This is a genomic window from Acinetobacter sp. AOR34_HL, from assembly GCF_027854795.1.
GTDB lineage: Bacteria > Pseudomonadota > Gammaproteobacteria > Pseudomonadales > Moraxellaceae > Acinetobacter > Acinetobacter junii.
The window spans coordinates 62253-74341 of sequence record NZ_JAKTID010000028.1; the positions used below are offsets into that span (position 1 = coordinate 62253).

Below are 12089 nucleotides of genomic sequence, written 5' to 3' on the forward strand. Positions count from 1 at the left end.
CTTTAGGCACTAATTGCTTGTAAATCGGCTTTTAATTTGCCTTTGGTTTTAACCTGTAAAACGGCTTGAGTTGTCAATGGGATTCCTTGGTGCTCCCATTTCCAAAGAGTCACAGTCGAATATCCAATTTTTTTAGATAACTCTTTCCGATTTTTACAGTCGTGATAATTCATCAAATCACTAATCTTCATGGTTACACCGAATTAACTATAGTTAATAAAGCAAATTTATCACCTGTTAACCATAGTTTCAATACCACGTATTAACATTAGTTAATGTTTTTGGAATATTTGTTATGTCTTTACATGCTCGCATTAAGCAAAAACTTGAAGAAAAAAATCTAAGAGCAGCGGATTTAGCTAGGGCTACTAAAAAGTCGCCTGTAGCCGTAAAAAAGTGGGTGGATGGTGTTAGTGTTCCAACCGCAGACAACCTAAAAGTAATAGCTAGATTCTTAGGTGTTAGTGATGATTGGTTATTGTATGGCGGCAAATACGAACAAAAACTTGATAACAATATTGCTCCAGTTAGTTCGAAACTAATCCCAGTATTATCTTGGGTGCAGGCAGGTACAATGACATCAGTTGAGGCTATAGATCCTAAAAATATAAATGAATGGTTGCCACCATTGAGTGCAGATGATCCAGACGGCTGTTTTTATTTAAGAGTCGTTGGTGTTAGCAATGCTCCTACTTATGTTGATGGAGATTACATTCTTGTTAATCCAAGCTTTCAGGTGTGTGATTTAATTTCTGAAGACCTTGTGGTCGTGCGTAGTAATTCGGATGCGACGTTCAAGAAACTTGTGATCGAAAGCGACGATAGAAAATATTTACAAGCGCTTAACCCTAATTTTCAACCAAACATAATTGAATTTGAAGAAGGTATGGAACTCGTGGGTTTGGTGATTGATGCATTTAGACCACTAGGTGGTTCACGCCCTAAAAGAGTTAGAAAAAGTTAATAAAACTGTGAACCCGACACAGTCATGACAACAGATCGGGCGGAGAATAAGATGGCTTTTTATACGGTAACTTACGACTTAAATAAAAAGAAAGATTATGAAAAGTTTGCGGAAGGCATTAGAAAGGTTTCTACTAATCGTTGTATAAAATGCACATTATCCCAATATGTGATTCAGTCAAGCTTAACTGCACCACAGATACGAATTACTTTACAAGGTTATTCAGACAATGATGATTCTATACTTGTTTTGAAGTTAGATATTAGGGATTGGTCGTGTATAAATTTGCCTGATATTGTTCCTGATTGGCTGCAAAAAGCTACTAATGTTGGGAACTAGGCATCTCCCCAATAACACCTATTCCATTATCAAATTTAGATTGTTCATTTAAAATGTGATCTAAATTAGCTTGATTTGACTCAACCTTAGTGTCTTCAGCTAATGTTACTCGACAGCCCATTATACTGACATGAGTACCTTTTGGGATTATCGCAATTTCTTTTATGGTGTCCATAAAAAACTCCTCTTAGCCCATCCTTGTGATGGGTTTTCTTATGGCTATTAAAACATAAATCATAGTTAACGAAAAGATTAACATTAGTTAACTTTCCTCTTGACTAGTTAATTAACCATAGTTAATATTTTATTCACCAACAACAAAACTGAAAATGTTAGGTGAATGCTATGCCAGCTAAAAACACTTCATTCAGTCAAACGCTTTCAAATCTTCAACGTGGTAGCACAATTGAAGAACTGGACGAACTTTTGACTGAAGCGCTTCAAGCAACACAAGACACAGGTAAACAAAGCACAATCACCGTGAAGCTAACCATTAAACCAAACGGTAATGGTGTCTATAAAATCATTGATGATGTGAAGTCTACGCTTCCTAAATTCGATAAAGAACCTACTGTTCTGTTCACTGACCGTGATCAACAACTTGTACGTGAAGATCCACGCCAACAAAAATTGCAGTTAGAACATATTGATTCAGCTCCAACTGAACTAAAACAGATTCCGACTGATAACTCAAAACCAGTAATTAAACAATTAAGTTAATTCATTAGCTTAGAGAGTTTTTGTTTTTAAAAATTTATCATTCTTAAATAGGTTATTAAAAAATGAGCGAAGCTAATAATTCAAGTGAATGCCAAAATGCTTACACACTTGGTCAAACTTCATTGCAGCACACTAAGGAATTACCATTCATTGTGATTCCTGAAAATGGTCGTGTTCATACATTTGAAGAAGTGCTGGAACGTCCTTTACAGCTTGAGCAATCTGTAAAACTAGATACAGCAAAAGACTTCATTAAATACGTTGACCGTTTTGCAGATCGCGACTCAATCATCTTTGTTAATGTGCTTGGTGGTCGTTTAAAAGCCGTACTTGATTACCATGAAGTTGAAGATAAATCTGATGATGGTGTTGTAGCAACTCCACGCCACGGAAAGCATGTAGCAAATTTTGTTGTAGAAAAAACTTCTGAGTTTAAAAAGATTGAAGCCAATTCAGGTGAAAAATTCACTCAGACTCAGTTCGCGTTGTTCCTTGAAGATGTAATGCCTTACATCAATCAACCAGCTGCTGCTGAACTATATGAAATAGTTCAAACCCTCAATGCCAAAACCAACGTTGATTTTAAATCAGGAATTCGTACTGACAACGGTCAGGTTCAACTTCAATACAACGAAACTATCGAAGCACGTGCAGGCACAGCAGGCAATCTGACTATCCCTGAACAAATCGTTTTCGGTATTCAAGTACATCGTGGTGGTGAGCACTATGCCCTTCCTGCCCGTTTCCGATATCGCATCAAAGATGGTGCTATCACGTTCTGGTATGACTTAGATCAGCTTGAAAAAGCGATTGAGAAATCAATGGAAGATACTGTTGATTACATCCGTAACGGTAAAACCATCTTAAAAGATGACCTAAAAGTTGAGTTACCAGGTGTGCCTGAATACGTAACGATCTTGGAAGGTTCAGTCTAATTTTTCTAAATTTTAAGCATAAGAAAGCCCCGAAATTTTGGTCAAGGACGGGGCTAACTAAGGTTATTAACTTAAAAGCTAACGGGGTCATTATGGAACAAGAGATTGTAGTTAGTCAATTCACTGACAGTAAAAGGATTAAGAAAATCAACATTAGTAATTTTAACTGGATTAAGAACCATCCAGCCTTGGATGTTGGTGTCTTGATTATCGGTGGATTTTTTGTACTTGCAGTAAGCATGGGAATTGCGCTTGCTTCTGTGCGTTTTGCTGAAACAAATTTTGAACCCGAACCAGTTTCTATCGTCTCACCAACTTACAAAGTTACTGATTTGGATTTGGGTCGTTATAACGATTGCACACTAGATTGCACAGCAATTATTTGGACTGACGATGAACAGTTTTCAATTGAAGTGGTGTTTGATTACAACAGTATAAAAAATGGAAATGGTTATGTTTCATGGCGTGAAATCGACATCATGCGCTTGGAACCTAAAACGATCCATGACAAGGATGGCTTCGTAATTAACGCCTACATTGACCGCTATGAGATAGCAAATATCAACAATGCTCTCATAAAAGCAATTGATGAAAAGTTGGGAGGATGAACAGTGAGTAATATCAATCTTCATGACCAATTTGCAATGGCTGCCATGCAAGGATTTATTGCGGATGGCGCAAAAGATAGAGAGCTGATTGCAGAAATGTCTTACAAACAGGCTGATGCAATGGTTACAGAGCGTGAAAAAGGATCAGTTGAGAGCGTTGATTTAGCTAAAAAGAGTTTAGTTGAAGCTATTAATCGCAAGCATCCAGGATTAGATCCAAATGTTAATACTTCTTTGAACCATCTGATTTTTCAGCTTGAAACTGGCTTACTATTTTAAGGGATCAATTATCATGAATACACAAGTTAAACATGAACAATTCCTAGAAAACCGCAAAAAAGGTATCGGTGGTTCAGATGTCGCAGCGATTTTAGGTTTCAGCCCTTATAAGTCTCCGTACCAGTTATGGTTGGATAAAACTGGTCGCAGCGAGAAGAAAGCACAAAATGAATCTGCTCACTTTGGTCATCTTCTTGAAGATGTGGTTGCAAAAGAGTTTTCTCGACGTGCAGGGCTAAAAGTACAGCGAGTTACTCAGCAATTATTTCTTGAAGATCATCCTTGGGCCATAGGCAATATTGACAGAGCTGTCATTAATCCTGAAATCTCTGGAAATGTACGTTTTAAAGATGGTGCTCTAACTACCGATCAACTGCTTGAATGTAAAACTGCAAGTGAGTACATGAGCAAATTGTTCGGTGAAGAAGGATCAGATCAAGTTCCAGATTATTACCTTACACAGTGTCTTTGGTATTTGATGATTACTGGATGTCAAATCATTCACTTAGCTGTGCTAATTGGTGGAAATAAGTTTCGCATGTATCGCATTGAGCGTGATGAAGATTTAATTCAATCCATTTTCGAGCAAGTTAAATCGTTTTGGTTTAACCATGTGATTGCAGATGTACCGCCTGACCCGACTTGTTTTGATGATGTTTTGCATCGCTGGTCGAAGCATGTAGTGGGTAAACAGGTTGAAGCAAACTTCGAACAAATCAAATTAGGTGAAGAGCTTGTCACTGTTCAAAATCGCCAAAAGGCTGATAAAGCACGTGAAGATGAAATCAAATTAAAAATTGTATCTACGATGCAAGACGCTGAAATGATGATTAGCCAAGGCAAAACCTTATTCACCTACAAAGAACAATCTTCTACACGTATTGATAGCACGTTGTTGAAAAAAGAAGAACCCAAATTATTCGAGAAATACTGCAAAACATCTAGCACACGTGTTTTTCGTATTTCGACCAAATTTAAAGAAACTATTTAAGGAATTTTATCATGAATACAGTAGCTCAAATCCATCAAAATCTCGAAAGCCAACAATCCGTAATGTCAGCACTAGACATTATGATGAATGAAACAGTTATGGTTCGTATTGAGAACATGGCTGCTCGAATGGCTACAAGTAAGATTACAACACCTAAACATTTACAAGGAAATGAAGGTGATTGTATGGCAATTATCATGCAAGCAATGCAATGGGGAATGAACCCATACGCAGTAGCTCAAAAAACTCACTTAGTGAATGGCACACTTGGCTACGAAGCTCAGTTAGTAAATGCTGTAATTACTGCCCGCGCTCCTGTTAAAGAGAGACTGCATTTTGAATGGTATGGTGATTGGTCTAAGGTAAACGGTAAGGAAGATAAATCACCTAATCTAGGTGTACGAGTATCAGCAACCTTGCGCGGTGAGACAGATGCACGTGTTATTGACATTAGCATGGCTCAAGTCGGCCCTGTAAGAAATTCTCCACTTTGGGCTGCTGACCCACGCCAGCAAATTGCCTATTTAGCAACAAAACGTTGGGCACGCTTATATTGTCCAGATGTGATTCTAGGTGTTTATACACCCGATGAAGTTATTGAACGTGAAGAACTTGATGTTACCCCTATTCAATCAACAGTAAAAAAACATCAAGGTGCAAAAGGTTTGAAGGAACAAATGGCTGAACGTACACAAACCAAAGAAACAGTTATTGATATGGCACCCGATTTTGATGTGAATGGTTTGATTAATCAAATTAATGAAGCTGCGAATCTAGATGACCTAAAAGCCCTAGCTCAGACTTTCCCTACAAATTTAGGTGAACCAGCAGAAACTGATATTAAAACTGCATACAAGAATAAGAAATTCTTTCTGCAGTTAATTGATGATTTAGAAATGGCAACTTCAATTGAAGCTATCAACTCGATCATGGAAAAGCAATTTGAGCCAAATACATCATTCTTGACTGATACGCAGATCGATGCTGTCAGCAATCTTTTTGAGCGTAAAACGGCTGAATTAACCGAATAACCTCCCTACTTTCTTCTATTAATTTTTATACAAGCGCCTTTCTTTTTAAGGGTGCTTAGGGAAATTCATTCATGAATCCTACTATTGAACAAAAAGAAGCCATTCAAATGGCTACAAATGGTACATCTTGCAAGGTTACTGCATACGCTGGTGCTGGTAAAACTTCTACGCTCAAATTGATTGGAAATGCTAAAAGCTATCAGTCAGGTATGTACCTGGCATTTAATAAAGCTATCGCAACAGAAGCTCAATCAAAATTCAATCGTAACGTTCAATGTAAGACGTTTCACAGCTTGGCTTACAACTCTGTACCTCGTTGGTTTACTGCTAAATTAAAAAATCGTCGTTTGATTTCTAACCAAATTGCATCAAGACATGACCTCGAATCATACCAAGTGCCAGTGGCTTTGATTAAACAGCGCGGTGAAGATGATACAAAACGTCTTTTCAGCTCAAAACGAATGGCGACAGCATTAATCAATTCAATTGGATATTTCTGCCGTTCAAATTACAACGAGATTCAATTGTCTCAAGTTTATGCAGCCCTGCCTGATTGGATGGATGACACTTATCGCGCTGAACTAGCAAATATATTACTGCCTAAGGCTCATGATTACTGGATGGATATTTTAAATCCCCATGGTGTGAACCGTTTAGAACATGACCATTATTTGAAGTATTGGGCATTAAGCAAACCAGTTATCAACACAGATTTTATTCTGTTTGATGAAGCGCAAGATGCTGATCCAATCATGTTGAATGTTCTGAATAATCAGCGTGCTCAGGTCATTTATGTAGGAGACCGTCACCAACAAATCTATGCGTTTCGTGGTGCTGTAAATGCGATGCAGTCATTAGATATTGCTGAAACTCGTTTGAGTCAATCATTCCGTTTTGGTCAAGAAATTGCGGATCTTGCAAACAACATTTTATTTAACGTGCTTGATGAGAATATCCCTTTACGTGGATTTGATCAGATCGACTCAAGCGTGTGTGAAATTCACGACAACATTGCAGATGCTTTTATCTTCCGCACTAATTCAGCTGCTCTTTCTCATATGGTTGAGTTAATAAAGTTAGGGCGTGAGCCAAGACTCGAAGTGGATACAGGAACTTTGATCAAAAACATCGAAGATGCTAAGAAAATTAAAGAAGGTATTCGAGTCAATGATGGTAGTGCTTTTGAGGGATTTAGTTCTTGGGAAGAAGTACTCGAATACACACATGAAGTTTCTAATAGTGATCTGAAACCACTTGTTAGTTTAATTGAGAAAGTTGGAGAAAATGCTCTGATTGAAGCATTGTTCAAAAGTAACTCAAATGACTATGACTGTGTCATCACAACGGCCCACAAATCAAAAGGACTTGAATTCAATAAAGTCAAATTGGGTGGTGATTTCTTTTACAAAGAATCCATGTCTGAAGGTGAAAAACCTTTAACAGATGATGAAGCTCGTCTTCTTTATGTAGCTGCAACTCGTGCAAAAAAGCAATTGGATATCACTGCATTAAACCCTCTTTTCAAAATTATCAATTCAGGAGCTAAAGCAAATGCATAAATCGACAATCGTTTCCATAGAGCAGATCAAAGATGTACTAGAGTCAGAAACTTCAAATGTTCATTCTAAAGTAATGGCCCTGTTAGAAAAGCCTTTACTGGAACAAACATTGATTAAAACACGTGGTAATCAAACCAAGGCTGCGGAATTGTTGGGCATCAATCGCGGCACCTTGCGCCAACGATTGAAAGCACACAATTTATTTAATGCTTAAGAAAATTTAATTAGCAATGTCCTACTGAAGCAATCGTATTGTTGACCCATGTGATTGCTTCAAGAGGACATTGCGACAAAAGGTGGAATATGGGCATTATGCAAAAATATATTATTGTAGTTGAATCAGAAAAACCGCCTAAGGTTCATTTACAAGACATCATCCCTCAAGTAGGTAAAGTGTTAGAACTTAAATCAGAAGAATTACCACATCGAGTTGATACTAAATGGGTAATGGAACGCTATGAGATGGCGCGAACCACGGTGATTGAATTTTTGAAACCCTTCAATAAAGGTTCAGGTGGTAAATACTCTTATGATCCACATGAGATTATCCCGCTACTGGATAATCGCCATAAATCAAAACGTGGGGCTAGACGCAAAAATTAAAAGGGCTTAATGCCCTTTTTTATCAGTTATCATATCAATAATTACAAGGTGTAAATCACGACAAAGATCAATCTTATAATCAACGATCTTGTTTGAAGCATGTCTAGTTTCAATATATTCATGCAACTTTTCTAAATATTCTAAATTATCACCATTGTGATTATTACTTAAACTTATCCCAAGAAGTATTTCACGTAAACCATCCAGCATCACTCTAGGTGATTCTATTTCCTTATAGTTGTTTAAGTCGAATTCAATATAAATTCTAAGATAAAAATCCAATTCGTCTTGGAAATTCTCAATTAAAAGACGAAAATTACTGACTTTATCTAATACTTCATAAAAAACACTGGGATCATTAAATTTATGTTTTTTGTCATAAACAATATCTTCTAATTCAGTATACTTATCTTCTAATTGGATCAACAGACTGTTAAATCTATCTTTTAATCTTTCAAGTAATTCCGTTCTATATTGTGCTCGCCAATCATTGAACAGTTTAATTGCCACAACTCCAGCGAAAAAAGTTGCTGCAGCTGACAAAAAGTCAGCATCAATTTTAAACATTTCTTTCGCGGCAAAAGAAAAAATAAAACACCCAATTAAAATAATCATTCCAATTGACAATAACTCAAATATATTTATTTTTTTCATTAAAAATGCCCCAATTGATGGGGCATATATTAAGCAGCATTTAGCATCTTTGCAATCTCAGAAGCACTAGGATTATAGTAAGTATTGACGAGCATATTAATAGTTCTATGACCCGTTACTTTTGCAAGTATTTCTACAGGTAACTTTTGTATATTAACAAGTCTAGTGATTGCTTCGTGTCTTGTGTCATGGAACGTAAGGACGCCATTTAAGCCCACCTTAATTAAATTTCGTTGCCACGCTAAACGGAATGAATTGCTATTGTGGGGAATTAATTTCCCTTCTCTATCGTTCAACAGATCCAGTAATTTTCTAGCTTTAGTAGTTAATGGAACATCACGTGAATAACCGTTTTTCGTTTCAGGTAAATGAACATAATCACCATGATCATGTGATGATTCCATACCAAGAATTTCACCCTTCCTCATAGCTGTTTCTAAAGCAAATAAGAAACACCAGGCAACATGTTGAGCGGGTGTGTGTGGAACCATTGTTTCTTTATAATTGTCTAATCCTTTAATAATTTTTTGAATTTGTTCTTCTGAAATGCGTTGATTACGTGAAGGTGGTGCAGTCGGTTTCTTAATAACTCTTACTGGATTTTCTTTCAAAATAAACAATTCATTAATAGCATATGTGAAAACTGAAGAACATAAACTCAATTCTCTGCTAACAGTGCTAGGCTTGGCTACTTTTAATCTTCTTTCACGTACAGCGACCATATCTTGTGGTGTGATATCGAATATTGATTTCTCAACAAGATCGCCATAGTAATGATTTAAAGATTTAATGTGGCTTTTTATGTATGAACCACCTTTTTTAAATGCACCAACATTTTCATAGTATTTATTGAATAGATCTTTAAGTGTGATATCAGGACGCTCGAGCTTTCTTAAATGAACTTGATACTCTAATTCTAATTCAATTAATCTTTTGACAGCCCATGCAGTACACTCTTCAGGTGTATCACGAGTTGCTGCATCACGGAAGGTTTTATATTTGACTTGGATACGCCATGCGTTTCCACGTTTGACAGGCTTTTGCATAATGACCTCTGAATATTGGTGCCATACATGGGCGCCACTAGTCAGAATCATAAAAAACTCTTCATAATGGCGCCCAATTTCGAGAGCCACACTAGTTTGCACACGTGCAAAATGGCGCCCGAAGAGCGAATATAAAGGAGTTTTTATGCCTTTTTTGAACTTTTTAAACGTTCAAATTTGACCCGAAGAGCAATAAAAACAAGGTGTAAATCTTAAAAATTTAACCTTAAAATATTGATTTAACTCAATATTAATCTTGGTAGGTATATCCAGACTCGAACTGGAGACCTCTACGATGTCAACGTAGCGCTCTAACCAACTGAGCTATACACCTAGAATGAACAGCATAATATTCATTTTTTATAAGCTTCACAAGTTTTTTTGAACCTGTTTTAGTGTAATCGCACAGTCTTTAAGCAAACGCTTAAAGAGCATGAGATTATTTTCATCCTTTTGCTCCTTAAAAATAATTTTTTGATATAACACAATAAGTTGTTCAAATGATTGATGACCATTAGCCTGTTCAGATAAACGATGCATCCACATCTGAAATGTCTCAGAATGTCTTTTTCGCAAGTGAATGGGCAACTTTTTCTGAAACTTTTGTATTTCACGGTCGTAAGACGTTTGTTTGGATCTTTGCACCCACCAATAATAAGCCGCATACAAAATTAGAATTGATCCAAATCCTCCGATTAAAATAATCACATAGGCATAACTTGAATTTAATCCTAAACGTGATAACCAATTTTTTTGCTTTTCTACGTCATATCCAACGACTTTACTCTGCCATTGATAACTTAAATAATCACTCCAAATTCGCATGTTTTTTAGCATTTTAAACTGCTGTAAACGCCAAGCTTCTGATTGCTGATCACCCCAAACTGTTTCGTCTTGGGCTAAATAATTTTGCATGCCTGTGTCAATTCTTTGCGGCGCAATCATCGCTGTTGGATCAATTCTTTGCCATTTACCATTTAGATAAACTTCACTCCATGCATGTGCATCTAATTGTCTTACTTCCCAACTCTGATTATCAGGTGCTAGTTGCCCCCCTTGATAACCTGTTACCACACGGGCAGGAATACCTGCATAACGCATTAACATTACAAAACTAGATGCATAGTGCTCACAAAACCCTTTACGACTTGAAAATAAAAACTGGTCTATGCGGTTTCCACCCAAAGTTCCAGGAGTTAATGTGTATACAAAACCATTTTTGCGATACCAAGCTAAGACACTTCGGATATATTGGTTCGGTTGATGTTGGCTCTGATTCAATAATGTTTCTGCGAGTTTCTGTGCTTTTGGATCTAATCCTTCAATATACCGAGTGTTTATTTCTATTTGTATTGGATTCAAAACTTCTGATTGGGCAGATATTCTGCCTAACCACAACATTTGTATTGGTTGATTTCGCTTTATCAATTTTGATGGGCGAATACTATCATCCTGATAAACCTGTAAATATCGTTCTTGAGGAACTGAATATTCAAGTCCCATGATCCAATTGGATTGTTCATCAGCTGATAAATATTGGTATTTAACTTGTTTTTGAGTAGCGTAATTCACTCGCTTCAAACTTTGATTTGAATAATGACTGGTCCACGTTGAACCATCATACATATCCAATACCAATGCTCTCCAATATAAATCATTTCGACTCGGCAACTGATTCATATTTGCCACAATACGAAATGCTAGAGCTGATGATTGCGACAGCTCCGCAATATCACCTGGTGACATACGATCACTAATCCCTGTCGTCGCGCGATCTTGTTGAATTGGAATTGCCCACAATGGGGGTAACCGCGGGAAGAAAATAAATAATAAAATAAAAAATGGGGTCGCTACTGCTACAAATTTAAATATCTGCTTTAAATCACGTCTGAACTGGTTTGATGCTGATTTTTGCTGAAAAAGTGCGGTTTGAATGCGATATAACCCAACCATACACATGATAAATACAGAAAATACGATTAGCGCCATCCAGAATGCTTGACTATGCAATAACAGACTAGCACTGACAAATAATGCGAAGTTAAATACAACCAATAGATCTCGAGTATTTTTAACTTCCATTGTCTTTGCAATTAAACAGGTACAAAGAAATGCAACTCCTGCTTCCACACCAAATAAGCTTCGGTATTGTAAAAAGATCAAGGCAATAGAAACTATCGTAAATGGAACAAGGATCCAATTCGAAAACGCCGTGATTTGGTTCTTTAAGTATCGCCAAACCAAAACCAACAATACGACAGCCCATAGACCACTCAAAGTAAATGGAATAAACGGGATTTGTCCAATTAGTATTAAGACTAGCGCAACTAAAATACAGAAATAAATTTTTTTATTCATCA

The 12089-nt window shown here is 36.8% G+C and carries 16 protein-coding genes and 1 tRNA gene; 11 read left to right on the forward strand and 6 right to left on the reverse strand.

Annotated features, from left to right (window positions below; all coding sequences use genetic code 11):
* Window positions 1–2 precede the first annotated feature (2 nt).
* Window positions 3–191: a hypothetical protein gene (locus MKL32_RS03875; RefSeq protein WP_270900232.1), complete on the reverse strand. Its 189-nt coding sequence runs from the start codon at window positions 189–191 to the stop codon at window positions 3–5.
* A gap of 104 nt (window positions 192–295) precedes the next feature.
* Between MKL32_RS03875 and MKL32_RS03880 the strand changes: the two genes are divergently transcribed.
* Window positions 296–964 (forward strand): LexA family protein, encoded by a 669-nt coding sequence (locus tag MKL32_RS03880; RefSeq protein ID WP_270900233.1) that lies wholly within the window; start codon window positions 296–298, stop codon window positions 962–964.
* 51 nt (window positions 965–1015) lie between these two features.
* Complete coding sequence (locus tag MKL32_RS03885) at window positions 1016–1303, forward strand: hypothetical protein (protein ID WP_270900234.1); 288 nt, start codon at window positions 1016–1018, stop codon at window positions 1301–1303.
* On the opposite strand, the gene MKL32_RS03890 is transcribed toward MKL32_RS03885, so the two are convergent.
* Window positions 1287–1478 (reverse strand): hypothetical protein, encoded by a 192-nt coding sequence (locus MKL32_RS03890; RefSeq protein WP_270900235.1) that lies wholly within the window; start codon window positions 1476–1478, stop codon window positions 1287–1289. The genes MKL32_RS03885 and MKL32_RS03890 overlap by 17 nt on opposite strands.
* Window positions 1479–1648: 170 nt before the next feature.
* On the opposite strand from MKL32_RS03890, the gene MKL32_RS03895 reads away from it, so the two are divergent.
* The 9 genes from MKL32_RS03895 (at window position 1649) to MKL32_RS03935 (ending at window position 8029) form a co-directional block, all read left to right on the forward strand.
* Window positions 1649–2023 carry a hypothetical protein gene (locus tag MKL32_RS03895; protein WP_270900236.1) on the forward strand — a complete coding sequence of 125 codons (375 nt, stop codon included), beginning with the start codon at window positions 1649–1651 and terminating at the stop codon, window positions 2021–2023.
* Between the two features lie 62 nt (window positions 2024–2085).
* Window positions 2086–2958, forward strand: coding sequence for a DUF2303 family protein (locus tag MKL32_RS03900; protein ID WP_270900237.1), 873 nt, complete (start codon window positions 2086–2088; stop codon window positions 2956–2958).
* Between the two features lie 92 nt (window positions 2959–3050).
* Window positions 3051–3566 (forward strand): hypothetical protein, encoded by a 516-nt coding sequence (locus MKL32_RS03905; protein WP_125318296.1) that lies wholly within the window; start codon window positions 3051–3053, stop codon window positions 3564–3566.
* A 3-nt stretch (window positions 3567–3569) separates the two neighbouring features.
* Window positions 3570–3845, forward strand: coding sequence for a hypothetical protein (locus tag MKL32_RS03910; protein ID WP_125318295.1), 276 nt, complete (start codon window positions 3570–3572; stop codon window positions 3843–3845).
* Between the two features lie 13 nt (window positions 3846–3858).
* A complete protein-coding gene (locus MKL32_RS03915) occupies window positions 3859–4836 on the forward strand; it encodes a YqaJ viral recombinase family nuclease (RefSeq protein WP_125318294.1) in 978 nt (325 codons plus the stop codon).
* 11 nt (window positions 4837–4847) lie between these two features.
* Window positions 4848–5867: a RecT family recombinase gene (locus tag MKL32_RS03920; protein ID WP_270900238.1), complete on the forward strand. Its 1020-nt coding sequence runs from the start codon at window positions 4848–4850 to the stop codon at window positions 5865–5867.
* A 71-nt stretch (window positions 5868–5938) separates the two neighbouring features.
* Entirely contained in the window at window positions 5939–7426 is a 1488-nt protein-coding gene (locus tag MKL32_RS03925) for a 3'-5' exonuclease (protein ID WP_270900239.1), read from the forward strand.
* Window positions 7419–7640, forward strand: a complete 222-nt coding sequence (locus MKL32_RS03930) for a helix-turn-helix domain-containing protein (RefSeq protein WP_270900240.1) — start codon at window positions 7419–7421, stop codon at window positions 7638–7640. The genes MKL32_RS03925 and MKL32_RS03930 overlap by 8 nt, the downstream gene beginning before the upstream one ends.
* Before the next feature lie 89 nt (window positions 7641–7729).
* A complete protein-coding gene (locus MKL32_RS03935) occupies window positions 7730–8029 on the forward strand; it encodes a hypothetical protein (RefSeq protein ID WP_270900241.1) in 300 nt (99 codons plus the stop codon).
* A gap of 6 nt (window positions 8030–8035) precedes the next feature.
* On the opposite strand, the gene MKL32_RS03940 is transcribed toward MKL32_RS03935, so the two are convergent.
* The 4 genes from MKL32_RS03940 to MKL32_RS03955 form a co-directional block, all read right to left on the reverse strand.
* Window positions 8036–8683 carry a hypothetical protein gene (locus MKL32_RS03940; protein WP_270900242.1) on the reverse strand — a complete coding sequence of 216 codons (648 nt, stop codon included), beginning with the start codon at window positions 8681–8683 and terminating at the stop codon, window positions 8036–8038.
* A gap of 29 nt (window positions 8684–8712) precedes the next feature.
* Window positions 8713–9729, reverse strand: a complete 1017-nt coding sequence (locus MKL32_RS03945; RefSeq protein ID WP_270900249.1) for a tyrosine-type recombinase/integrase — start codon at window positions 9727–9729, stop codon at window positions 8713–8715.
* Between the two features lie 257 nt (window positions 9730–9986).
* Window positions 9987–10063, reverse strand: a tRNA-Val gene (locus tag MKL32_RS03950).
* A 35-nt stretch (window positions 10064–10098) separates the two neighbouring features.
* Window positions 10099–12087, reverse strand: coding sequence for a transglutaminase family protein (locus tag MKL32_RS03955; RefSeq protein ID WP_270900250.1), 1989 nt, complete (start codon window positions 12085–12087; stop codon window positions 10099–10101).
* Window positions 12088–12089 lie beyond the last annotated feature (2 nt).

Coding starts and splice junctions, on each gene's coding strand:
- MKL32_RS03875 (WP_270900232.1), bottom strand. CDS start 191: ATGAAGATTAGTGATTTGATGAATTATCACGACTGTAAAAATCGGAAA.
- MKL32_RS03880 (WP_270900233.1), top strand. CDS start 296: ATGTCTTTACATGCTCGCATTAAGCAAAAACTTGAAGAAAAAAATCTA.
- MKL32_RS03885 (WP_270900234.1), top strand. CDS start 1,016: ATGGCTTTTTATACGGTAACTTACGACTTAAATAAAAAGAAAGATTAT.
- MKL32_RS03890 (WP_270900235.1), bottom strand. CDS start 1,478: ATGGACACCATAAAAGAAATTGCGATAATCCCAAAAGGTACTCATGTC.
- MKL32_RS03895 (WP_270900236.1), top strand. CDS start 1,649: ATGCCAGCTAAAAACACTTCATTCAGTCAAACGCTTTCAAATCTTCAA.
- MKL32_RS03900 (WP_270900237.1), top strand. CDS start 2,086: ATGAGCGAAGCTAATAATTCAAGTGAATGCCAAAATGCTTACACACTT.
- MKL32_RS03905 (WP_125318296.1), top strand. CDS start 3,051: ATGGAACAAGAGATTGTAGTTAGTCAATTCACTGACAGTAAAAGGATT.
- MKL32_RS03915 (WP_125318294.1), top strand. CDS start 3,859: ATGAATACACAAGTTAAACATGAACAATTCCTAGAAAACCGCAAAAAA.
- MKL32_RS03920 (WP_270900238.1), top strand. CDS start 4,848: ATGAATACAGTAGCTCAAATCCATCAAAATCTCGAAAGCCAACAATCC.
- MKL32_RS03925 (WP_270900239.1), top strand. CDS start 5,939: ATGAATCCTACTATTGAACAAAAAGAAGCCATTCAAATGGCTACAAAT.
- MKL32_RS03930 (WP_270900240.1), top strand. CDS start 7,419: ATGCATAAATCGACAATCGTTTCCATAGAGCAGATCAAAGATGTACTA.
- MKL32_RS03935 (WP_270900241.1), top strand. CDS start 7,730: ATGGGCATTATGCAAAAATATATTATTGTAGTTGAATCAGAAAAACCG.
- MKL32_RS03940 (WP_270900242.1), bottom strand. CDS start 8,683: ATGAAAAAAATAAATATATTTGAGTTATTGTCAATTGGAATGATTATT.
- MKL32_RS03945 (WP_270900249.1), bottom strand. CDS start 9,729: ATGCAAAAGCCTGTCAAACGTGGAAACGCATGGCGTATCCAAGTCAAA.
- MKL32_RS03955 (WP_270900250.1), bottom strand. CDS start 12,087: ATGAATAAAAAAATTTATTTCTGTATTTTAGTTGCGCTAGTCTTAATA.